The sequence below is a fragment of the Paenibacillus sp. FSL R7-0198 genome (genome assembly GCF_038000415.1).
In the GTDB taxonomy this organism is placed as follows: Bacteria; Bacillota; Bacilli; order Paenibacillales; family Paenibacillaceae; genus Paenibacillus.
In genome coordinates, this window is record NZ_JBBOCB010000001.1 from 2224570 (window position 1) to 2248593 (window position 24024).

The 24024-nt window shown below is 46.6% G+C and carries 19 protein-coding genes; 5 read left to right on the plus strand and 14 right to left on the minus strand.

Annotated elements, in window-relative coordinates; genetic code table 11:
* Nucleotides 1–3: 3 nt before the first annotated feature.
* From MKY87_RS09560 to MKY87_RS09580, 5 genes are all read right to left on the minus strand, one after another.
* Nucleotides 4–3363 (minus strand): glycosyl hydrolase, encoded by a 3360-nt coding sequence (locus tag MKY87_RS09560; protein WP_340964148.1) that lies wholly within the window; start codon nt 3361–3363, stop codon nt 4–6.
* A gap of 239 nt (nt 3364–3602) precedes the next feature.
* On the minus strand, nt 3603–5108 hold the full coding sequence (locus MKY87_RS09565; protein WP_340964150.1) for an extracellular solute-binding protein: 1506 nt from the start codon (nt 5106–5108) through the stop codon (nt 3603–3605).
* Nucleotides 5109–5126: 18 nt separating this feature from the next.
* Nucleotides 5127–6014, minus strand: coding sequence for a carbohydrate ABC transporter permease (locus MKY87_RS09570; RefSeq protein WP_017692544.1), 888 nt, complete (start codon nt 6012–6014; stop codon nt 5127–5129).
* Between the two features lie 12 nt (nt 6015–6026).
* Nucleotides 6027–7013 carry an ABC transporter permease gene (locus tag MKY87_RS09575; RefSeq protein WP_445259869.1) on the minus strand — a complete coding sequence of 329 codons (987 nt, stop codon included), beginning with the start codon at nt 7011–7013 and terminating at the stop codon, nt 6027–6029.
* A 274-nt stretch (nt 7014–7287) separates the two neighbouring features.
* On the minus strand, nt 7288–9594 hold the full coding sequence (locus MKY87_RS09580; RefSeq protein ID WP_340964152.1) for an AraC family transcriptional regulator: 2307 nt from the start codon (nt 9592–9594) through the stop codon (nt 7288–7290).
* Between the two features lie 314 nt (nt 9595–9908).
* On the opposite strand from MKY87_RS09580, the gene MKY87_RS09585 reads away from it, so the two are divergent.
* The 3 genes from MKY87_RS09585 to MKY87_RS09595 all read left to right on the plus strand — a co-directional run bounded on the left by MKY87_RS09585 (nt 9909) and on the right by MKY87_RS09595 (nt 14626).
* The gene (locus MKY87_RS09585) at nt 9909–11264 is read left to right on the plus strand and encodes a dipeptidase (RefSeq protein WP_340964154.1); all 1356 of its coding nucleotides are present in this window, start codon (nt 9909–9911) and stop codon (nt 11262–11264) included.
* Nucleotides 11265–12248: 984 nt separating this feature from the next.
* Nucleotides 12249–12884 (plus strand): TetR/AcrR family transcriptional regulator, encoded by a 636-nt coding sequence (locus tag MKY87_RS09590; RefSeq protein ID WP_340964157.1) that lies wholly within the window; start codon nt 12249–12251, stop codon nt 12882–12884.
* A 155-nt stretch (nt 12885–13039) separates the two neighbouring features.
* Entirely contained in the window at nt 13040–14626 is a 1587-nt protein-coding gene (locus tag MKY87_RS09595; protein WP_340964160.1) for an oleate hydratase, read from the plus strand.
* A 598-nt stretch (nt 14627–15224) separates the two neighbouring features.
* On the opposite strand, the gene MKY87_RS09600 is transcribed toward MKY87_RS09595, so the two are convergent.
* The 4 genes from MKY87_RS09600 to MKY87_RS09615 all read right to left on the minus strand — a co-directional run bounded on the left by MKY87_RS09600 (nt 15225) and on the right by MKY87_RS09615 (nt 18579).
* Nucleotides 15225–15596 carry a hypothetical protein gene (locus MKY87_RS09600; protein WP_340964162.1) on the minus strand — a complete coding sequence of 124 codons (372 nt, stop codon included), beginning with the start codon at nt 15594–15596 and terminating at the stop codon, nt 15225–15227.
* 164 nt (nt 15597–15760) lie between these two features.
* Complete coding sequence (gene nagA, locus MKY87_RS09605; protein WP_340964164.1) at nt 15761–16981, minus strand: N-acetylglucosamine-6-phosphate deacetylase; 1221 nt, start codon at nt 16979–16981, stop codon at nt 15761–15763.
* A complete protein-coding gene (gene nagB / locus MKY87_RS09610; protein ID WP_091037991.1) occupies nt 16978–17706 on the minus strand; it encodes a glucosamine-6-phosphate deaminase in 729 nt (242 codons plus the stop codon). Before nagB ends, nagA begins: the two co-directional genes overlap by 4 nt.
* A 9-nt stretch (nt 17707–17715) precedes the next feature.
* Nucleotides 17716–18579: a MurR/RpiR family transcriptional regulator gene (locus tag MKY87_RS09615; RefSeq protein ID WP_338706930.1), complete on the minus strand. Its 864-nt coding sequence runs from the start codon at nt 18577–18579 to the stop codon at nt 17716–17718.
* A 223-nt stretch (nt 18580–18802) separates the two neighbouring features.
* Between MKY87_RS09615 and MKY87_RS09620 the strand changes: the two genes are divergently transcribed.
* Nucleotides 18803–19150, plus strand: a complete 348-nt coding sequence (locus tag MKY87_RS09620; RefSeq protein WP_340964166.1) for a hypothetical protein — start codon at nt 18803–18805, stop codon at nt 19148–19150.
* A gap of 112 nt (nt 19151–19262) precedes the next feature.
* Here MKY87_RS09620 and MKY87_RS09625 read toward each other — a convergent pair whose 3' ends face one another.
* Nucleotides 19263–19802: a DUF4303 domain-containing protein gene (locus MKY87_RS09625; RefSeq protein ID WP_340964167.1), complete on the minus strand. Its 540-nt coding sequence runs from the start codon at nt 19800–19802 to the stop codon at nt 19263–19265.
* A 226-nt stretch (nt 19803–20028) separates the two neighbouring features.
* Between MKY87_RS09625 and MKY87_RS09630 the strand changes: the two genes are divergently transcribed.
* Entirely contained in the window at nt 20029–20322 is a 294-nt protein-coding gene (locus MKY87_RS09630; protein WP_340964170.1) for a hypothetical protein, read from the plus strand.
* A 198-nt stretch (nt 20323–20520) separates the two neighbouring features.
* On the opposite strand, the gene MKY87_RS09635 is transcribed toward MKY87_RS09630, so the two are convergent.
* From MKY87_RS09635 to MKY87_RS09650, 4 genes are all read right to left on the minus strand, one after another.
* Nucleotides 20521–20745, minus strand: coding sequence for a helix-turn-helix domain-containing protein (locus tag MKY87_RS09635; protein ID WP_017692532.1), 225 nt, complete (start codon nt 20743–20745; stop codon nt 20521–20523).
* Between the two features lie 172 nt (nt 20746–20917).
* Nucleotides 20918–21838 (minus strand): nucleotidyl transferase AbiEii/AbiGii toxin family protein, encoded by a 921-nt coding sequence (locus tag MKY87_RS09640; RefSeq protein ID WP_340964173.1) that lies wholly within the window; start codon nt 21836–21838, stop codon nt 20918–20920.
* Nucleotides 21838–22446, minus strand: a complete 609-nt coding sequence (locus MKY87_RS09645; RefSeq protein WP_076211329.1) for a type IV toxin-antitoxin system AbiEi family antitoxin domain-containing protein — start codon at nt 22444–22446, stop codon at nt 21838–21840. The genes MKY87_RS09640 and MKY87_RS09645 overlap by 1 nt, the downstream gene beginning before the upstream one ends.
* Before the next feature lie 359 nt (nt 22447–22805).
* The gene (locus tag MKY87_RS09650; RefSeq protein ID WP_339789275.1) at nt 22806–23795 is read right to left on the minus strand and encodes a YhcN/YlaJ family sporulation lipoprotein; all 990 of its coding nucleotides are present in this window, start codon (nt 23793–23795) and stop codon (nt 22806–22808) included.
* Nucleotides 23796–24024 lie beyond the last annotated feature (229 nt).

Genomic DNA, 24024 nt, shown 5'->3' on the forward strand with positions numbered 1-24024 from the left:
CCTTTATCCCAATTCTTCAACAGGTACATGACCTGCCTCCTGTAATCGATGATGTTCCGAATCAAAATACGTACCTTCCAGCAGGCCAATCAATGTGTTGGTTATCCGCACTTCAATGTCGTTATCCCCTGGACGAAGCCAGGAGGCTTCTCCCTTCCAGCGATACGGAGACCAGCATCGCACACCAAGACTATGTCCGTTCACCCTCACTTCCGTCACATCCTGCACCCGCCAATCGCTAAATTCCAGTTCAAACGTGGTCATATCTTCCCCTGGCTCATCCAGCCAGAACGTGCGTTTATAACTCATTTCCCCGGCAAAATGGGGATACAGCGGCTGCGGTTCAGGTCCGATGCGAAGGGCCGTATCCGACTCCCGTACAAGCGAAGCCATGCCTTCATGATGGAACTCCACGCCGAATCTACCTTGTAGATACAAGGGATCAACGATACCATCCTCATCTTTCGTTACCTGCACAATCACCGTCATTTCGTTGAGACCGCTGTGCAGCAGCGCCGTAATATCACAAGCGATGTTATTGTGGTCGGTTATTTCGATTGGATCGAATTGTTCCTTTTCAAGCAGATGCCCATTAATCTCCATCGACCAATTGCCCGAAATCGCCGCTCTGTCCATGAATAAAAGGCATGCAGGCAATGCCGTTCTCAGCTCAAATGTGGTCGTATATCGGCACTCGATCGGGTAAGCAACGGATGCCTTTTTCGGTGTGCCAAATACCTGACTAAACTGGATTGGCAGATGCTGCTGCTCCGATAATTCTGCCGCCTGATCAATAAACGGTTTCACAGTTACATGCTGACTCTCCAGAATCACACCATTAGCATTGGAAGCCTGAAGATGGAATTGTCCCATTCGCAAAATGTTAGATTGCACCGTTTCGAGTCGCCATGGCCCTTCCGAAGGAACTCTGATCTTACAGGCTTGATTTGCTCCTACCGAAACATCCGCTCCGAACGTCGATCCTGTTTTGTCTGTTACATCCACCTTCGTTGTTAATTCCTCTTCCTTCGCAGGTTGTAAAGTAAGACGAACAGCATGTGCTTCATAAGGCGCCAGCGTTAGTGAAATGCACCATTCCCCGCCACTGCTCGTATACGGCAAGGCTTGAAGCTGCCCTGTCTCCAGATCAAGTCGTTCTGCCACGAGACAAGCACCCTCTGCCAGCTCCGTTCCATCCCACAGCTGTCTGGCGACCAGCTTCAATTGACCCTTCAGGTCCTGACCCTCCTGATTGGTCAAGAAAACCATATGCTCCCCAGCCGACAATTCACGGGTGTGCATCAGCAGGGAGGCACTTTCCTCTTCCATGATCCAACAGATGGGTTCGGGCAATACCTGATCGAGCAGGAGAGAGATCAGCTCCAGTGAAAAGTCATCTCCTTGGCCCGTTCCTGCGGGTAGAAAATAGGCATTCCCCTCACCCTGATGCCACATGGTTTCACGGTTATCGTGATCCGTTGTCACGTTACGGCCCCAGTACACCTCTTGCGGCTGCTCGCCTGCGCCAAAGAACTCGGCAGCTTCACACCCCTCTGGACTTCCCGGCTGAATCGCAATATGTGGAGGCATCCCAACAGAGATGACAGTTCCTCCCTGCTGAACGAATCTTTTCACCTGTTCCCAGGCCGCGGCCTCCAGATTCAGCATCGGTGGCAGAATCAGTACGTCATAACGGGCAACGCCGATCTGAATGATGCCATCCGTTAAGTCAGCTTCATCCAACAATTCGGGATCAAGGTGATCATAGTCACGTCTGTTTTCGAGCAGATGGGTAGTAATCCGCATCCAGTCCTTCGTCAGGCGCTCCAGTTGCACCCGTTCTGCTTCGTCCTCGCCGCTATACTCAAATCCATGCAGCGGATTACCCATCAGACTCCAGAATGTCGTCGTTGGGTCAAGCACGGCAATACGAATGTCTGCTGTTCCGGTGCTCATGAGATAGCTCAACCGTCCGGTGTAATCCCCTAACTGCCGGAAATGCTTCCAGTAGGGATTCTGTAAAAATTGAGATGGCGGTGCGTCATGTTTTGCAAGCCCACCAATCGTATAGAAAAAGGCGTGAAAGTTATAAAAATTGGTGCCCATGGCGGCCATTCGATCGATCATCCACTTGGCATCCTGTAGCGTCATCGACCAGCCCACACTGTGAAAACATTCAATTAGATTGCGGCTTCGGCCCAATTGCCGGGCAAGCGAACTGACCATCTTGGGATTGTCACGCATCTTTTGACCATATCGTTCCAGAATCCACGATAAGGATCGTCCAATTTTCTCATGTGCCGAATCACCACCTGGCATATGGCTGAACAACTGGGTGGTCATCCTTACGCCAGGCACCTCTGCCGCGTACTGGATTCCTGCTTCCTCACACCAGTCATGCACCTGTTTGTGATAGGACTCCCTGAGAAGCAGGTGTAGGGACTGATAATAGTCATACCGAATCCGATGCGCGTCCGGAACATCACCATATAACAGCGCCGGTAGTGAATCAATCAGACTATAACCACAACGCTCATTGAAATAACGGGGAAGCTGTGGGGACCAAGGGATACGGCCGAGCGGTGCAATCTCATCCGAGAACATGCCTTTGATCACGCTTTCAAATTGATCTCCAACCGCTGACTTATAACGCTCATGTGTCAGTTCAATAAATCGACTCATCGCTTCCTTGTGGCAAGGATCAACAAAGTTGCCGTAATATTTGAAATCGTCGATCTCCATTTCCTGAAATATAATCAACTCCCAATCACCTGGGGGAACATCCCACAACAAGCGGAACGCTGTTCGGTAGGTGAAGAACCGCTTGCGGTTATACGATGTGAGCCCTGTCTCCTGATAGACCTGATCGGTCTGGATATTGCCGATTTTATTTCGCAAGTCAATGGATTCATGCCACAACCGTTTGCCCTGGTCATCCTTGGGAATCGCCTTGGCAACCAAGACTCGTCCCCATGGCAACTCCAGATCCAGATCCACAGCTTCTCCGCCCTGAACCACCAACTGATGATGCACGAGCTGACGCTGCTTCGCTTCAGGGAAATCAAGGGTCACTTCCCCGCCAGCCATTCCACTCGGATAGGGATACTCGTCATATAACCATACCTGCATGCCATGATCGGCAGCTGCCTGCACTGCAATCCGCACCTTATCGAACCATGCTTCAGAGAGATAGGGAATCTGTAGCCCCTGACGCGGACAGATGAAGAATCCGCCTACACCTTGCGTGGCCATCTCAGCCACCTGCCGCTTAATCTGCTCTTCTTCCATATCCCCGTTCCAGAACCAAAAGGGATGGACCCTGTACTGCGCCTCGGGATTTTCAAAAGCATCCCCGTTCCACATGTTGCCTTCCTCCCTGCATGTTCAAGAGTGTATGGTAACCAGCTTTACCAATAACGTTCATTTCAGTTCAAATAGGTTTGTTTTGTTTTGATTATACATCAAAAACCATATTCAGGAAGTCGTATTTTCCAGAAAGTTGGATGAAATTTTGTTCGCGAATCAAGCCATTACAGCGATAAGAAAAGCCCGGCTGTTTCCGCTACACTGAAAGCACGGCTACCGGGCTCTGGCTTATACGACTACTTCAGTGCAACGTACAGTTCATTAACTTCTTTCACATAATCATCTCCGCCGTTGTTCTTCCACAGGGCAACAGCATCTTCGAATCCTTTCTCATCAATCTGACCTACGATATATTTGATCCGCGCATCGTTAATGATATTGTCCAGCTGCGGTCCTTTCTGGGCGTAAACATCAGAGATCAGCGGTTCGCCAGGATTGGCGATGACAATCTCTTCGTTGGCTTTCTGCACCTGTGCAACCTTTTCACGGACAGGTGTCTGTTGTACGCGAAGCGTTCTGTCTTCTGGCACAAACATCAAAATCTGATTTAAACCCTGCAGGTCGCGCAGCGCCAGCTTGTCAGTGCTCGGTATGATGTAGTCTTCTTTTTTCTCGTATTGCTTGCCTTCCAGTCCGTTGTACAACAATGCCTGCAATTCCGGTTCATTCAGCTGATCCAGAAAGCTCAGTACCTTCTTCAGGTCTTCTTCCGTTTTGACACTGCTTTTGGAGATGGCAATCAAGCCGGAGTAGCCAGACGTTGGCATATCACGCAGTCCCTTTGGACCTTCCATCGCTTGCAACACATCTACGCGTCCTGTCGCATTCGGGTCTTTATCGAGTATTTTCTGATCCATGCGCTGGGCATTATCTGCTACATCCACCATGACACCGGCTTGCCCATTCACAAATGGATCAGGCAGTTTCGTTGCATCCATCACCGCAAAATCCTTGTTGACCAGACCCTCGCTATAGATTTGCCGGAAAAATTTCAGGGCTTCCATGTATTCTGGTGTCTCATGCGCCGGGATCAGACCTCCACTGCCATCATCTCCCCATTTGTTGGGCGCACCAAACCATACCTGCATGTTATCCCACGGGCCCGTGAATTTGCTGGCAACCAGACCGTACGTATCATCCTTGCCGTTACCGTCCGGATCATCCTTCGTGAACGCTTTCAACACATTGTAAAATTCATCAATCGTCTTTGGCTCTTCCAGCCCCAGATTCTCAAGCCAATCTTTGCGGATTGTGACCCCATTACGTCCCAGGGCGCGCGCCCGGTAGATGCCATAGGTTTTGCCATCGATTGACGCATTGTTGGTGATGATTTCATTCATTTGACTCAGATTCGGATAATCTTTCAGATAAGGACCCAACTCCCAGAAAGCCCCGGTTCGGGCCGCATTGATAAAACTTGGAGACTTCCCTAAGACCACCATAATCTGAGGAAGCTTTCCCGAGGCCAGTGTGATGTTGAATTTGTCTTCGTACGAGCTGCTCGGCACCCACTGCAAGTTCACATCCACCTTGGTCAATTCCTCAAGCTTCTGGATGACCGGGCTGTTCTCCGGCGGATTCTCCGCTTCGAAGTTCGGAAGCATAATGGTAATTTCGTCGGTTCCACCCGCAGCGGTTCCTGAACCTGCTTTGTCCGTGGAGCATGCTCCCAGAACTGTACTCAATACCAGTGACGCAGAGAGTAACAGTGCACCTTTTTTGAATCCCGTTTTTTGTCCCATACGTTCTCCCCCTTGGCTTTAACCTTTGATTGAACCTAACATGACACCTTTGGCAAAATGCTTCTGCAAAAACGGATACACCAGCAAAATCGGAATGGTACCTACAACGATCACCGCCATTTTAATCGACTGCTCTGGTGGCTGTACAAAATTGGGGTCCATGTTAGCCATATCTCCGACACTGGCTTGCGAGAGTAACACAATCTGTCTCAGCATGACTTGTAGCGGCCATTTGTCACTGTCGGAAATGTACAGAAGTGCCGAGAAAAAGTTGTTCCAGTGTCCTACGGCGTAGAACAAGGCAAACGTGGCAATGACCGGTTTGGATAAAGGCAGAACAATTCGCCACAGCACGCCTAGATCCGAACAGCCGTCGATGCGGGCCGCTTCCTCCAGCCCGGGCGGCATTTGCTGAAAAAAGTTTTTGACAACGATTAAGTTAAAAGCGCTGATCGCGCCAGGAAGCATAAGAGCCCAGTAAGAATCGAGCAGTCCCAGTCCACGAATGACGAGATACGTTGGAATCATGCCACCACCAAATAACATCGAGAAAATCACCATGTTCATCATGACGTTACGGCCCCAGAAGTCACTTCTGGATAGTGGATAGGCCATCGTTAATGTGAAGAACAGATTGACCAGTGTACCTGCCACCGTGATGAAAATGGAAACACCAATACTGCGAAAGATCGTGGACGAGGAGAAGATATACTCATACGCGCTGAAGGAAAACACCTTCGGAATGAGGAAAAAACTGCGTTCGGTGATCTCGGCTTCCGTTGCGAAAGAATTCCCTATAATATACAGGAACGGAAGGACGGTTAATATGCCCAGAATCCCCAGCATGACGTAATTGAAGATATCAAATACCTTGCCGGCAGGGCTGTTGTATAGACGGCTGTTCATGGGCTCTCCTCCTTAATAAATTCCGGGATGGCCGAATTTTTTCGCAAGTTTATTACTGCCAAGCACCAGGATAATCCCCACCACAGACTTGAATAGTCCAACAGCGGTACTGTAACTGAACGCACCTTGCGTAATCCCCACCGTATACACATACGTATCAAATACATCTGCCACATCCCGGTTGAGGGAGTTGGTCATCAGATAGATCTGCTCAAATCCGGTATCGAGGAAGTTCCCCAGTCTGAGAATGAGCAAAATGACTATGGTCGTACGAATGGCTGGAAGTGTGATATGCCACATCCGCCGTAACCGTCCTGCACCATCGACAATGGAGGCTTCATATTGTTCCGTATCGACACCTGCAAGGGCAGCAAGGAAAATGATCGTGCCCCATCCCATCTCCTTCCACATCATCTGCACAATAATGAGCGGACGGAACGAACCTGGACTGGAGAGTACATCAATGGGCTTGCCTGTAATCCAGGCGATCAGGTCGTATAACACCCCGCCTTGGGGGGTCAGGAACACATACGTGATACTGGCGATAATCACCATGGATACAAAATGGGGTACATAAACCAGCGTTTGAATCGTTCTTTTGAAGAAAGCGACCCGAATTTCATTTAATAACAAGGCGATAATGATCGGTGCCGGGAAAAAGAAGATAAGATCATACAGGGCAAGGACCAATGTATTGCGTAATAGTCGGAAGAAGTCCGGGTTGGAGAAAAAGTTCGTAAAGTTCTCTAGCCCCACCCAGTTACTCTCCCGGATGCCCAGGAAAGGCTGGTAGTCCTGAAAGGCAATGACGATCCCCCACATGGGCAAGTATTTAAAGATGACAAAGTACAAAAAGCCGGGAAGCACAAGCACATATAACCATTTGTTTCGTTTAATCTGCCTTTTCCAATTGGACTCTCGTCTCATGGGCCTTGTGGCCCTATCCGCTTGGGTGGTTGCAGTGCCGTTGGTATTCCAGTCCGTCTTCCCGTTCATCATGTCTCCCCTTTCTCAACGATGTAAGCGTTATCAAATAACCTGATACTCAGACTATACAGCCGATCTTTTTCCGGCAACCTTCATTTTTTGCATTGCTCCGGATCATTGGCCGAAAAGCCCGCTATAACGCCATTTCCACAAGAAACTGAACATAACGTAGCAGGTAGAATTGCACATTTTTGCGGGTTTATCCTTCTTTGTATCACAGTAAAAAAAAGAAAACCGACATCCACTAAAGCTGGATGCCAGTCTGAAATGACAAAGATACGAACGGTTATTGTCCAAACCATTGATCGCGATACTGACTCGGGGTAACTCCCTCCTGTTTCTTGAAGATCCGATTAAAATAACTGTGCTGATATCCCACAGCCGCCGCAACATCATTAATTTTCATCGTTGTCTCACGTAACAATTGCTTCGCCGCATCCATTCTCACACGTGTCAGATAATCAATAAAATTAATGCCTGAAACCTGTTTGAAAGCCTTACTCAGTGCATAGGGTGTCATCTGCTCCTCGTCAGCACAGTTTTCCAGCGAAATGTCGCTGCGGTAATGTGTATCGATATACAACATCGTTCGTTCCACCACCAGTTTCAGCGGTTCCTGCGATCGTACCTCAACCTCTTGTATATACGGTATGAATACCTCATTCATCATCCACTGCCTCATCTGTACAGGTTCACGAATACCGATTAGTTGCTCATACATGTTGTAACCACCAAACAGCTTATAAGGTGTGACCCCCGTTTGCAGCATCATGTGCTGAATACTGCCGAGCAATTGAAGCATCATCTGTTGCACCTGAAATTCGGTACTGCCCGTCCGCGTAATCTCACTCATGAATTGTTCCAGCACACGTTCTGCTTCGGCTTGTTTGCCCAGCCTGACCGCCTGTAACAACTCCCGTTCCAGTCCAAGCGGATAGGAAGTTGCTTCATTTCTGCGGAAACACGCCTCATCCTCCAGATCGAGAATCTGACTACCTTCCTCCACACTGCGGTAAGCCACGGCCTGTTCCATCTCGACAAATCGTCCGGGCAGTTCCTGTAGTGAAGCTGCTGGGCGACTGACCATCAAGGTCACCTTCATTTTGAGCGTACGTCCAATGACCTCCACCAGTTCCTGTCCCCATAACAGCGCTTGTGACTTGACAGGTTCATCCTGAGGAGCGATTACAAGCATGGCGGAAGACAGGTCATGAAAATTCATGACACTGATCTGTCTAAAATAATTCTTTGCCACTTCCTGAGTGATATTCACTGCTGCAAAAGTGACTAATCCCGTGTCCTGGCTTCCAAATCTGCCTTGCAGTTGCTCGTACCCCGTAAAATACATCTGTACCAGCAAATACTGCTGGCCCTCCAGCTCAAATCCAAGATGACGCATGCGCTGCTGGAGATCCTGCTCGTTATAGGCATATAGATGCCCCTGTACAAGTTGTAGGACAAAGCTGTCTCGCAGATGGGGGAGCTGCTCCTGCAACTGGCGATGTGCCGTAACACTGCGGGAGGTCAGTTCGTTCCACTGTTGCTCCAGCAGCTCAAACTCATCCAGCTTGGCATCCGTTGGTGTTGTTTCGTTTCTGCCAGGCGTAAGCAGATGGAGCATCCGCGCTACAGGTGAATATATGCGGCGTGAAGCAAACCAGGATAACAATAATCCCAGGATGAGACTGCCTATACTCGCAATGACGATGATTTTGGATACCAGCTTGACTGGCGAAGTGACTGAGGTCAAAGGTGCTGCGGAGACGTAAGTCCAGTCTGAATCGATCCGACTCAATGAGCCGTATGACACAGAATAGGTCTGATCCTCATATCGGAACAGGAATGAGCGGCTGCCCGCATGCAGGGCTACTTCTTCTTTTAGCTGCTGCTCAAAAGCAGAAGTCTCTCCCGCCGTTCCCGGATTCCCGGTAACCAGTGTGTTTCCTTCCTGATCCATGAGGAACGTTAACCCTTCGTCGTAAGGAGTAAGCGTTTTCAACAAACTGGCAACTTTCTCGTTATCCAGCGTGATGATCAGTGCACCAAACGGATTAATGCTCTCCCCGGGTATCTTATGTACTAGAACAAGTGCATTGCCTGCATCCGTATGCAGCGGACTATCGTTGGTCGAAGGTTCGGTATCTCTGTTGATGCCGGAAACCCAGTCTGTCCAGTACACGTGGTTCCCCATGGAAAGGTATCGATCATAGGCTTGTACTTTCGCTTCATCGTTCAATTCGGTATAATCCCGATTAAACAAGATTGGCTTCGGTTCCTGCAAATACAGCTGTGCTGACTTGATCAGTGGATGGGAACCTTGTAATACGTATAAGGTAGTCACAATCTCCTGCGTTTCATTAAAATAATACACAAAATCCAGTGTTCGCAAAGCATTGCCAAACCTCGGTTCAAAAGCCCAATGGGATAAGTTCATCTCCAGATAAGCCAGCTGGTCATCCACATTGCGTGCCCGGTTCTCGATCTGGTTCTGATGCATCTGATTGAACTCGGTCTCCATTCGGCCAACCACCTGTTGATACATGACGATACCTGTGATTAGCCCGGGAATGCTGGCAATGAGTAAAATCAGCATGAGGCTGTTTCGATAAAATCGCCCTTTATGCCTTCCAGCCTTCAAATCGGACAAACGCTTGAATCTGCCAAATATTCGATCGCTCCTAGTCGGTTCCATCGCTGCTCACCTGCCTGCTTGCATCGGGTCTGACTGTCATGGAAACTTCCTCAACTCCCCTGAGAATATATGGATGAAATCCTTTTCTTGTATTATACGCACAATCTTCTGGTGAATGAAACGATCTGTAACCGATCATTTTTTTAACCAATGTTTTATTAACATGACAAAATGGATTACAATGAGATAAAGCAAACATGAAGGAGGCCTTTTTAATGAAAGAACAGACTTATTTTGAACAAAATAGAGAAAAACACCTGGCAGAACTGAATGAATGGTTGTCCATTCCGAGTATCTCTGCCATTTCAGAGCATAAAGAGGATGTTAATCGTGCAGCACAATGGGCAGCAGATGCGCTCACACGTGCAGGCATGGAAAACGTAGAGGTCATTCAAACGGCTGGACATCCGATTGTTTATGCAGATCACCTGCATGCACCCGGCAAACCGACGGCGCTGATCTATGGACACTATGATGTACAACCTGTTGATCCGCTTAACCTGTGGGAGACACCTCCTTTTGAACCTACCGTTCGTGATGGCAAGCTGTTCGCTCGTGGTGCAACGGATGACAAAGGACAGATTTTCCTACATATCAAGGCAGTTGAAGCCATTCTGGCAGAAAACAAAGAACTTCCGGTTAACATCAAGTTCTGCATCGAAGGCGAAGAGGAAATCTCCAGCCCGAACTTGCCCATCTACCTGAATGATAATACGGACAAGCTGCGTGCAGACATGGTACTGATCTCGGATACGTCCCTGCTTGAAAAAGGTAAACCGGCGATCTCCACTGGCCTGCGCGGCCTCTGCTCGCTTCACGTAGATCTGCACACAGCCAATACCGACTTGCACTCCGGTTCATTTGGTGGTGGTGTACCTAACGCACTGCACGCACTCGTATCCCTGCTCGCTTCGTTGCATGATGAGCAAGGCCGTGTGAGTGTAGATGGTTTCTACGACGGCGTTCTGCCACTATCTCCTGAGATGAGAGAAGAATTTGTGAAACAGGGCTTCAATGAAGAACAACTTCGTCAAGACCTCGGACTGGAGCAATTGTACGGCGAAGAAGGTTACTCGTTCGTGGAACGTGTTGGCGCTCGTCCAACATTGGAACTAAACGGCGTATGGGGTGGTTTCCAGGGCGAAGGCAGCAAAACGGTTATTCCAAAGGAAGCTCATGCCAAAATTACATGCCGCCTTGTTGCGGATCAAGATCCACAACATGTATTGGATCGCATCGAAGCACATCTGCGCGCTCACGTTCAACCGGGTGCAACGCTGCATGTGAAACAGATCGAGAAAGCTTTTGCTTTCAACACCGATCCTTCCAATCCAATTCTGCAAAAAGCGGCAGATGCGTATGAGCACGTGTATGGCGTTCGTGCCCTCTTTACCAAAGATGGCGGCTCCATTCCGATTGTTGAGAAACTCTCACGTGTACTCGAAATCCCTGCTGTCATGATGGGCTTTGGCTTGCCGGATGAGAACCTGCATGCTCCGAACGAGCACTTCAACCTGGAGAATTTTGATAAAGGGTTGTTGACGATTGTTCAATTTCTGAAGAGTTTGTAATCATCGTGTTTAAAAGCAGTTCATGAGAGCGTGCTGAGTGGACGTTCCGGGGCCGAATCGTTCTTTAGATCGCTGTTATCGTCGGATTTTTTGGATTCCCCTTCTCAAAGGGTAAAATCCGACGATAAAGGCGAACGCTCCGCTTCTTCAGAATCGATTTCGTCCCCTTCACTACGTTGCAGCTTGTCGCGTGACTGATTTTAAGATTGAGCCTAACTATTGATTGGTTAGTGTAATGGGGAGAACAAAGGACGGCCTTCGGGTCGTCTTTTTTGATTTATATTATTTCTTTGTTTTTTTGTTTCTTGTTTCTTGTTTCTTGTTTCTTGTTTCTTGTTTCTTGTTTCTTTGGTGAAATTGTAGTTTTTTTCATGGCTGCTTTTTATGAATGGAGACGATGGAGACTTACTTTTAAATGGGTTAATGTATTAGAGATAACATCATGATGACTTAATAGGTCGTTTCTTTGAATTTATTTTGTATTGGTCATTACGTACAGCTTGCTTCATCATGGCTGCTTTAAAGGATTGGGTCTGACTTTGATGGGTTAGTGTGATAGATTACCTTAACGATGGGCTGCTGAACACTTTTTCGTTTTTTTCTCAATAACTTCGTTATCGTTCTTCCTATGACTGATTTTATAGACGGGGTCTCTCTTTTAATGGTTTAGTGTATTGGAGATAACTTACGCGACCTTATCGGCGGTTTTTTTAGATTAATTACGTCTCCTCACTAGGTTTCAGGCTTTTACCATGGTTGCTCTTTATTGTGACTGGTTTTAGACGACGGCTAACTTTTAAGGGATTGTGATAGAGACAACACAAGTGGCCTTTAGGAGTTTATTTGATGCACCCTTATGGAGTATGGTGCGGATCGGGTAACGTAGATGTTGATAGCTACAGAGGTATTGTGGATGGAGGATCTTGCAGGATTCCTGCGTTTTGATCTGCTTATGTTAAGCGACTTCGGCGCGGGGCTTTTGCTTTGAGTGTTTACCTGCTGTTGCGCCCCGGCAAGCTAATCCAAAATGATGAGGTGAATGTTGTGTCTGCTTCTCACCTAACCAAACATGCGCTGGCTCACTCGCTTAAATCACTGATGGAGCATACTCCACTGAACAAGATTACGGTCAAACATCTGGTTGACCATTGCGGAGTGAACCGGCAAACCTTTTATTATCATTTTCAGGATATTTACGCGCTACTTGGGTGGATCTATCAGACTGAAGCGGTGGAGAGCCTTACGGAGTACCGAAGCTACAGTACATGGACGGACGGATTCTATAAAATCTTTTGTTACATCGAGAACAACAAAACGTTCTGCTGCAACACACTCAACTCGCTCGGGCGTACCCACTTGGACACATACCTCTATGAAGTAACCTATGATCTGATTATGGGTGTTATTGATGAACTGGCCTGTGGGATTAAGGTCCGCGATGAAGACAAAGAGTTTGTCGCCAACTTCTATACCCTGGCTTTCACTGGGCTAGTTATTCAGTGGATGAGAGGTGACATGCAAGAACCGCCAAAACAGATTATTGAGAAGCTCAATGGGCTGATCGAAGGCAATGTCCTGAGGGCACTGCACAGGTATGAGAATAAGCTGCCATCCACTTAATGATGTGCGGCTTTTTTCATATGTGATCTAAGCCTAGGTTTTAGACACTTTTCCAAAAGTGACCAAAAATTAGACACTCTCGTTCTTTTGATCATACCTTACGGGACCTGCAAAGTTTACATTAGGGATGTGATTACAGAACCTTTTGGAGGCGAATGATCGTGAAGAAAGATTACGGTAATAAACAGGTCTATTTTGTAGGGGGCGGCATTGCATCTTTGGCGGGTGCAGCTTATCTGGTTAGAGATTGTGTCTTTCCCGGAGAACATATTCACATTATCGAAGAAATGTCCATTCTCGGCGGTAGCAATGACGGAGCTGGTAATCCCGATCAAGGATATATCATCCGCGGCGGGCGAATGCTCAATGACGAGGCCTATGAGAATCTGTGGGAGCTGCTGGCTTCCATCCCTTCCATCGACCGTCCGGGCATATCTGTCCGACAGGAAATTACCGAATTTGACGATGCCAATCCCACACATTCCAATGCACGGCTCATCAACCGTGACGGGAAGGTTGAAGATGTGCTCTCGATGGGCTTTGATATGGCGGACCGTCTGGCGATGGGTAAACTGATTATTACTCCTGAAGACACGCTGGGTAAACTGCGCATCAACGACTGGTTTGGTCCTCATTTTTTCAAAACAAACTTCTGGTATATGTGGGCGACCACCTTTGCATTCCAACCTTGGCATAGCGCCGTGGAATTCAAAAGATACATGCTTCGCTTTTTTCACGAATTCCCGAGAATTCAGACGCTGGAAGGTGTTACCCGCACACCGTTCAACCAGTATGACTCGATCATCCTGCCACTGCATAAATATTTGGAACCGTTTGGCGTAGATTTCACGCTGAAATGCACGGTTACTGATCTGGATTTCAAAGACGGCGACGGCATTACGGTAAGTCGGATGCATGTGCTCAGGGGAGGTGAAGAGGAAGTCATTGACATCCTTGAAGGTGATCTCGTCATTGTCACAAATGGTTCGATGACCGAAGGGGCCGATATCGGCTCCATGACTTCCGCACCGAAACTGAACGGCAAGGGCAGCTCATGGAAGCTATGGGAGAACATTGCCGCAAAGAAACCGATGCTGGGCAACCCTTCTTCTTTTAATGATCATGTGCATGAGTCCAAATGGGAATCGTTTACGGTCACCTTCCAGGATTCGGTCTTCTTTGATCTGATGGAGAAATTCACACGCAACCGGGCAGGCACCGGGGCTCTGGTTACTTTCAAGGATTCCAGCTGGTTCATGTCTGTTGTTCTGGCCTTTCAACCGCACTTCCGCGGTCAGCCTGAGCATGTCAACGTATTCTGGGGATACGGATTATATCCGGATAACGTGGGCGACTACGTGAAGAAAAGAATGTGCGACTGTACCGGGGAAGAGATTATGCAGGAGTTGATTGGACATCTTCATTTCCAAGAACATCAAGAGGCTATCATGGCTACCGCCAACTGTATTCCATGCATGATGCCTTACATTACAGCCCAATTCATGCCTAGACTGAACAGCGACAGACCAAAGGTTGTGCCTGAAGGCTCAACCAACCTGGCCTTCATCAGCCAATTCTGCGAGATTCCCGATGACGTGGTATTCACGGAAGAATATTCGGTCCGGGCAGCAAGGATCGCCGTCTACACCTTGCTTGGAGAGAACCGTCCAATTGAGCCGATCAACCAGTATCAGTATGATGTTCGGACGCTGTTCAGCAGTTTTGTGACTTCGTTTAGATAATTGCTTATATAGAGAATGTGTGTTGTTGAATTGTATAAAGCAAATAGAGAGAGTTCCGTCAGCTATGACAGGACTCTCTCTTTCGTTTACTCGTTTACTATCTAAGCCCGACACATAACCTTACTCGAGATTGCCAACTGTCGTCTAAAGAACCTGACAAGCCTTATTACTTGAAATTTCGCAGGTTTGAAAATCTAACGAATCGTAGACATCTTATTTGCGCTTTAGACATGTTTAAGTACCGAAATATCGCTAAATTGCATTAAATAGCGTGTCTGAGATTCGTTACATTTTCTATCACTGCCAAATCATTGGAATAAGGCTTCACAGATTCGTTAGCGCTACGCGGCCTACGGAGAAAACTACTTATGAGAATGGAATCGTAGTGAAATGTTATTGTCGAGATCCTAGTCTATTCTTCCTTGAAACTTAACTTATTACTCTTCCATGTTACTCACGTATACTCTTGTAGTTGTTCTTATTATTCTTGGTGTTTATTTACATTTTTTCGTTGTTACTCATCGCTTATGAGAGCCACATATTATACTCTACTCTTCTTACTCACGCCGCTTATTACAGCCTACATATCACACTTCGCTTATGTGCGGAATGTTGTGAACTTCAACATGTGCACAAGCTTGGATAAATGTGCGATTTCCTGCTGGACTCCAGAGGTGTCCGCACCTGCCATTGCTTGATTCGCTCGCAGCGTTCTACGTGTGTTCAGCATACCTTCGATCAGTTTCATGACCGTGTTACGTCCACGATGATCGACAATCATATACTTTTTGCGTGGGTCCAGCTCTACCCATACGATGTTGCTGAATGATGTGAACAGATGCCTGCGGTACAGCTCCATATCGGTCTCATTGTAATGCTCGCCATAAAAGGCATAATATCCGTGTATGTGCAACTTCTCCGCCAACACTGTGATGAACGGATCATGTTCGAGCATAGCGTTACGTTCCATGTTTCACGCCTCCGTTATGCGTGATCCGCAGATCCCGTCTTTTTGAGATCTATTTTAACATATTGCGCAAGGTGTTGCCTCTACACAGATAAAAGCCAAGTTTTAACTCCTAAGACGGATGCATCACAAATGAGAGTTATTAGCACGATACTAATTTTCTAAATCTAATATGACTCGCCAATCCGTCTGCCCTTCACCCACACACCCTCAATATCCAGCTCCGCATTCAGTAAAACGATATCTGCCTGTTTTCCTTGAGCCAGGGAACCTGTCCGGTGATCAATGCCGAGCAGGCGTGCAGGAGTCAGACTTGCTGCTCTTGATGCAGCGTTCAGACTCAAGCCCACTTCCTGTATCAGGTAACGGAAACCGCGAATCATCGTCAGTGTGCTTCCAGCCAGTGCGCCGCCGTCCTTCAGTCTGGCCTCGCCATGCTTCACGATTACGGGCAGGTCGCCGATCTTGTATTCCCCATCATCCAGTCCCGCAGCAGACATGGCATCCGTAATCAACACGAGTTGATCGTTATGTTGCTTCAGCTGAGCCAGGATCGAGATCGCCGCAGGATGCACATGAATGCCGTCGGCAATCACCTCGGCACTGATACGCGGATCACTCAGTACAGCTCCGGCAGCTCCGGGTAGCCGGTGATGCAGCGGTGTCATGGCATTGAACGTATGTACTGCATGATGCAGTCCTGCTTCCACTGCCCGCTCCACCTCTTCATAGGTCGCATCGGTATGGCCGAGTGCCGCTGTAATCCGTTGTTCTCGCAGCCATGAAATGACTTCCAGCGCGCCTTCACGTTCCGGTGCCAACGTAACTTGACGGATCAGGCCGGGATATTGCTTCTCCCATGCTTCGAGCCAAGATACATCAGGCAGTATGATATGTTCTGGATTTTGCGCGCCAGGCCATTTCGGACTAAAAAACGGACCTTCCAGGTGCACACCCTCAAGCTGCGCATATGGCATTTCACTCGAACGATAGCGGTCGACTTCAGCAAGTACGCTGTCCAGTCGCTCTTTTGGAGCCGTCATGGAAGTCGCAAGCATCGCTGTTGTGCCCTGCGTACTATGGAAAGAAGTGATCTTGTCCAACACCTCAGTGCTTGCGTCCATAAAGTCTTCTCCGTTCCCACCATGCACATGGATATCAATGAATCCAGGCACAATGAGACCGCGTTCCGGTACAGACAGCGGCAAAGCCTCTCGCCGAATCTGTTCAGGAAGACCTTCCGGTATCCCAGCATAGATGATTTTCCCATCCTTCCAAGCTAATACACCGTCTTCCAATATCTCATTTGAAAGGAGTAGCTTGCCCCGAAGAAGAGAAATATTTTCATCACGCTGTCTCCCAGGTTCATGGCTATTCGCTCCGGTCATCTCACCAGCCTCCCAGCTGCACGGTCCAGCAATACCACCACATTCGGATGACATTGCAAAAGCGATGCAGGACAGGCCGTTGTGATTGGGCCCATGAACGCTTCGCGAATAATCTCGGCTTTTTCCTCGCCACGGGCAATGAGCAGAATTTGTTTGGCTTTCAAAATGGTACCAACACCCATTGTAATCGCCTGAGCCGGAACTTCATCAATGCTGTCAAAGAAGCGTGCGTTTGCCTTTCGAGTCTCGTCTTTCAGATCCACAACATGTGTTCGTCCTGTAAGTTCAGTTCCCGGTTCATTGAAGCCAATATGACCATTATGTCCAATGCCAAGCAGTTGCAGATCTACAGGTCCACGATCGTCCAGCCGTTGTTCATAGGAATTACATTCCTGTTCCAGATCGGCAGCCTGACCATCAGGCACTTGCGTTCTAGCAATATCTATATCGATATGTTTGAATAATTGTTCGTTCATGAAACTGCGGTAACTCTCGCGATGTTCTGTTGGAAGTCCAACATACTCATCGAGATTAAAAGAAGAAGCCTGTGAGAAGCTGACAAGCCCCTTCTGGTACAACGTGATAAGCTGTTTATATATGCCCACAGGAGAACTTCCTGTCGCGAGCCCCAGTACAGCCCGTGGTTTGGTTTGCAACAAGCTGGCAATGAGGCCAGCACCCGTGGCGTTCAAGTCTTCTTCATTTTCAAAAATTCGTATATTCATCTTCATCTGTCAGGCACCTCCGTTGTGTTGGACTCGATAAGATTGCACATTATGATAGGATTGTTCCAGTCTGGGGATAAAACGGTCGAAGTCGGCACTTACCATGCCTGTGAACAAAATATCGACCACATGCAGCAGTGCAATACGTGAAGCCATATCTCCACGCCTCATGCCTTCTTCCAGAGAAGAGGTGAATAGTGGGATATCCGATACCGTTGCAAGCGTGTTGCTGCCATAGGAAGTCAGTGAAATCGTAGAAGCTCCGGCTTTTTTGGCACAATGCAGGGCATCGATGGTCTCGGGTGTTTCGCCTGAATAGGATACGGCCATCGCCACATCTCCCTCCGCGAGCGAAGATGCGGATGTAATCTGCATATGTGAGTCGGAAAAAGCCGTACAGCTCTTGCCAATCCGCACCAGTTTCTGATAGAAATCCTGTGTAACAATCGATGAGGTAGCTACACCGTACAGATCGATGCGGCGAGCCTGACACAATAATTGCACTGCCTGCTCCAATCTGCCCAAATCCAGCAAACGGGTGGTATCTGCAATCGACGCGAGGTGGTTGGCTTCGATAGCTTCAACAATTTTGGATAGGGAATTGCCCGCTACAATATCCTGATACGCCGTTTCATCGGATGCGTGGGACAATTCTGCGGCAAGTTTCATTTTGAAATCGGGAAAACCTTTGAAATGAAACGACTTGCAAAAGCGGGTCACCGTCGCCGCACTTGTGCCACTCTGCTCTGCCAGATGACTAATCGTCCAACCTGGAATATCCGAGGGAGATTGCATAATGACTTCGGCAATACGTCGCTCCTGAGACGGAAGGTTATTCAGTTCTTGCTGCAACGCACGTAATATGGCTGCCATGAGGTCCTCACTTTATGAAAATTATTTTTATTTATTTCTAATAAATTAAGAAAATCATTTTTATAACTTCATTTTAATCAAGACGATCCTGCAAATCAAGAGGAATTTAACATGACTTTTGCAATGATGCTGAGCGTGTATAGACCCTGACCTGCTTGATACGCATAGTTGATGTCCTTTATATTGAGAATCGAGATATGTTCGTAAGAGAAGGAGCAATTCAATGAATCGAAGACAACGGAAAAAGTTCAGTCCTTCCACCTGGATTATTGCTAGCAAACCAACAGAAGCACATGCCTATTATGCCCTCTATGCCATCGACTGGAAACGCGGAGGTAGGCTGAGTTGGGAAGGCTGGAATCAGCTCGAAGACCTGCTGCAATTTCATATTCCGATCAAACGAAAAGCCGGAGGAAGGAAATCCGCTTCCCAGCCTGCCGCAAAAATTGCGAAAAGAGCACTCCATCTTCATCTGAACGAAGCACAATTTGAGGAATTGGAGCAGCTCTTTTATCAGCCATTTTCGAAGAAAAGATGGAGGACGTTCCTTCAAATGAATAGGAATCAATAAGTGTATGGATTCGGTTGTTTCATTTTTTCACGCTCAAACAAAAAAGCCTCTTCCTTCTTTAGTTTAGTTAAAGAATAGGAAAGACTTTCGCGGTACTAAGATTCAATTCGTTCTAATTAATGTCATCATATCGTTTTAAGAATTTGCTGGCTAAGCCGGGTACAGTCATTTGATGGACCGATTGATTTTCAATTTCCTCCGCCAGATCATCATCTGTGAGAGAAACGAAAAACGTAATGTCTGCTTTGGTTTGTCCATATCGGGCGAAAACGTCATCTGCTGTCTCATTCACAACTTTGACGATGATTCGAATGATCTCATCCTTATACTTCTGGACATCTTCTGTTGCATACAACAATCGACTGATGTGGTTAAAGTGCGTATCCTCGCCATATTGATATTCGGAGCAGCCCCATCTGTAATAGATTTCGTCCTCCTCGCTGTCGCACAACCCCTGTTCCTTCATATTGGTAATATGCTTAGCCAGGGATTCCTCTGTATTTACCGCCATGAACAGCGTTACCCAATCACTGTCTGTTCCAAAGGCACAAGCATATACTTTCTCGTGCTCTACCTTAGCCAGCGTTTTTTCCAGATCAGGTAGAAACCCCGCTAGAAATTGATTTTCAAATTCACTTAAAAAGTGGTCCACACAGCTCATCCTTTCATTTTCAATGCAGTTTAAGATTCAAATGTCTTTTCAAACCATTGATTCGGGCCGAAACGGTTAACGAGATATTCATATCCCCGCCCTGTTGCTATGTAGGTCTCTCAATAACTACAAGGTACCACATAATTACAATTAACGTGCTTACTTCCTACACCCTTAAACGACTATGCTATAATAAAAATACGACTATCCAAGCGAGGTGACGCCGATGAAATGGGGAGAGATTACTGAATTACACCCAGATCGTTTTGTGCTTGTGGAAGCAATCAAGGCAAGCTCCAGCAACCGTTTCCGTCAACTAGAGGAAATAGCTGTTATTCAAAACTATGATAATCCTCAAGAAGCCTGGAGCGGTTACAAAGAACTGCACAAGCTCCATCCGACACGCGAGTTATATGTATTTCATACGAGCAGAAGCGATGTTGAGGTTGTAGAGGAATTTTTCTCAGGAGCCTCATGCAAAGTCGGCTTTGAATTAATGATTGTTCAATTTTCAACATAAGCCATGTAATGATAACCTTTGATGGTTGTCGTTGCGTGGCTTATTTTGTACACCATGGTTGGGTGACTCAATCTCGGAACACGGATCATCTGATGTAATAAACTATAATCAACAGCAAAAAAGCCTTGCCCCATTCTTCATGACAAAGAATAGAGAAAGGCTTTCATGCTGCTACTTAATCCTAACTGTAATTCGCAACTAAATCTTCAGTTCTCCAAGCTTAATCAGCTCGACAACTGCCTGCGAACGACCCTTAACATTGAGTTTCTGCATCACATTCGAAATATGGTTACGCACCGTTTTCTCGCTGATGAATAACTGCCCTGCGATGTCACGCGTTGTTTTGTCTTGAACCAGTAATTCGAATACTTCGCGTTCACGGTGGGTCAACAAAAATTTGCTTTTATGATCGATACCCTTCAATGTTCACCCCTCCTTGCTCGGGTTGTGTTGGTGTAACAAGGTTAAGGGGATACAGTCAACTCATCTTATGTCAGGTCAAGGGCGTTGGTTCAGTTTTATAAGAAAAATGGGCAGTAATTTGCATACATCCCTCTAAAATAGTTGGTGCATAGTTCAAAAACTTATGTATTAATCAGTTATTGTTCTTCCAAGCCCTTTCGGTATAACTCCAATGCTTAAAAAACTCTTTCTCATCAATTATTGAATGATAAACAGGTTCAAGAAAAGAAACAAGAGCATCCATCACATCCTGAAATGCAAGTTGTTCTTCAACCCCTAAACGACGCAGAAAAGCCTGCCACTGTTTTGTCCGACCTTCATTTTCAGCAAATTCTTCATGAAACAGAGGATGCTCTTTTTCAAATATTGTGCCCCGTTGTTGAAAGGTTTCGGACACTGCCTCGTGAAGGATTCGACCATCAAAGTTGTTCGTTGTTAACAGCGTATAAATATCATAAAAATCCTTCATCCGACTATTCATCACAGATAATGTGATCATGGCTTCAAATTTTTCTGAAATGACGGATTCCCTCGAGTAGGCTTGAACTTGTGGTGCTGTCATATCCAGGAGAACAGGATATTCAATAAGCTGGGGCTTCGGGACCACCACATCACCAAATCCGATATCAAACTGCAAACTTTTTCTCATCCGCCCTAAAAGAGCAGTTACTTTAATTCTTACTCCCTCATAATCAGCATCTTCTTTAATTCTCTCCGTTGTCAGTTCATCCAACTGAAATACAATACCATCCGTAGGAACCGCTATTGAGCAAATGGAGACAAACGACTCTCTTAATAAATCCAGTTCATTAGCAATCTGCCTGGCGAGAAAATCAACGTCTTTGGTTGGACGTGCCTTGAATTGAGTTTGTGAGAACAAAAACAACCCGCCCTTTAAAATGAATTTATCCCTGTACTCAGAAATGGATAAACGATATAAGAAACGCTCCTGAAAATAAAGCAACAGCAAGGTATCAAATGCTTTTCCTGATTTTTTAGCTATATTTTTCAAACGTTCAGAAACAGAGGCGGGAATATTTTTAATTTCACTCATTAGATCAGCACCTCCAGATACTTTTGCAAAACCGTTCGAATTCGTAGCTTATCAGCATAGGAGACAAGCCTTGTTATATTCTTGTGGGGGGATTGAAGGTAATTCCTCAGCCCTTCCTTCATCAAGTCAATTCCAATCTTCTCACGATATCTCACCATATCACAAATTGTTTTCTCACGATCATAAATTTTAACTGCCGAGCCATCAATATAGACTTCATCAATTCCAATTTTGTATTGAGCATCTGCCAAATAGATTACTTTAATAGGAGGATAGTCTGGAAGCTTTGGCTTTTTACCGCCACGATGAATAGCAATCTGATATTCCCATGGATTGTAAGTTGTCAGTTCATAGAAGGAGAGCGCAGAGAGAAGACATATAACTCCTTTGGGAACAAGTTTGGATACCTCAACCATTTCATGGGGCGGTTCATTAAATTGACCAGACTGTCGGTAAATCCCCTGTTTTACCCGTTCAATTTCACCAGCGGACTCCAGTTTTTTTATGTAGTAAGGGGATACGCCCGCTTCTATAAAATCTTTTGTTCGAGCAAAACCATGCTGTTCTTCAAATACTCGCATTGCAGCAACTACAATTTTCTCGTTCATACACTCACCACCATTCACATTTGCGCGTGCATTTCTTGCCTTATCTGGATCTGTTCAGAATTTTCTTTCCAAGTTCATTCTAATCCATAACTATTCCACACCCTAATTTCAATCCCCTTTATTATTCACTAAAAACTCTGCACTTAGACGTAAGAGCAGAACATAATTCTTTTAGGAGCGCAAGAATATTAGATGGTACTTCATTTCGTTAGTCTATTTAGTCTATATGGAAGACAAATATTCTGAATTTATTGAAGAAACATTCAAAGTGTATCCTGTTGAGATCATGTAAAACAAACATGCCCCTGCAGCGGATGTTACCATCTGCGCAAAGGCACACTTGTTCATGTCTTAAAAAACTACCGATCCATTCGGTTCATGACACCACCGTTGTGATTACGGTTCATCAGGCCATCGTCAAGGATGCCATCACGGTGATTGGTATCCGTACCGTTCGTTGGGAAAATGCGCTCCACCATCGATTGGAACGTATCGATCATGCCACTAACGGGCTTACCGTTACGAATATCTGTGGCATAGTTCTCGACATGCTCCACAAAATCCGGATTGGCTGATACATATACATTCTCGATGTTTGGTGCAAACTGCTTGATTTTGGCTGAAATCTTGCCTTTAATCTCAGCTGATGTGTTATCATCCGTGCTATCTACACGTTGTCCTTCACTTTTCATACCATAATGCCCATCGTCCGTCCCACGTGCTTTGCCGCTGTTTGTCAGACCACGCATCATACCAATTGTTCCTGTGCCCATCGTGCCATAAATGCCACGGTCATTACCCATATGGCTGCGATCCGTTGCTGAATTTGTGTTCAGTCCTGGAGCAATTCCGCTAGTGCTGTACGGAGACATTGTTCCCGTACCGCCATTCACACGCATACCACCCATATCGTGATTCATGTTGCCCCCACGCATGGTATCACTGGCATGATTACGCATTGTTCCATTCAGCATGCTCGTACGACCATTGGACTTGCTCTCCAACTTGCCTGCATGACCATCTGCCAAACGAACCGCCACATAAGCATTACGATCCGTTAACATGACACGGGCGGATTTAACTTCCTTCATCTCCGTGATGCGTTTTGCCAGCTCTTCACTGGATTTCAGGTCAGTCACATTATGCATGCGATAACTTTTCGCACGGATGCCATCCATGCCATTTGTTTCCACACCATAACGGTTAATGCCGTTGGCTTGCTGACGAACACTTTGTGTATGCATATTGTTGGTATCCCGATTCGTGCCACAACCTGTCAAACCGGCCATTACAAAGATCGCAGTAGATAATGATAACGTAATAGCTGTTGCCTTTTTGACTGCTGGCATGTACTCATCCTCCAATGTCTGTTGGTTTTGGTCACAAAGATAGGATGCGCTTCTGTACGTACCGATATGCTGAAAGGATATGGTACCTTACCCTGTAGATTCAGGTCTTCTGGTTTGGGTCTTCTGGTTTGAGTCTTTGCTTATTGGCCTTTAGGTTTGATCTGTGGACAGTGAGTTTCTTCGCTATATAAAATAAAAAAACAGTGCTGCTTGTTCGCAGCACTGCCTC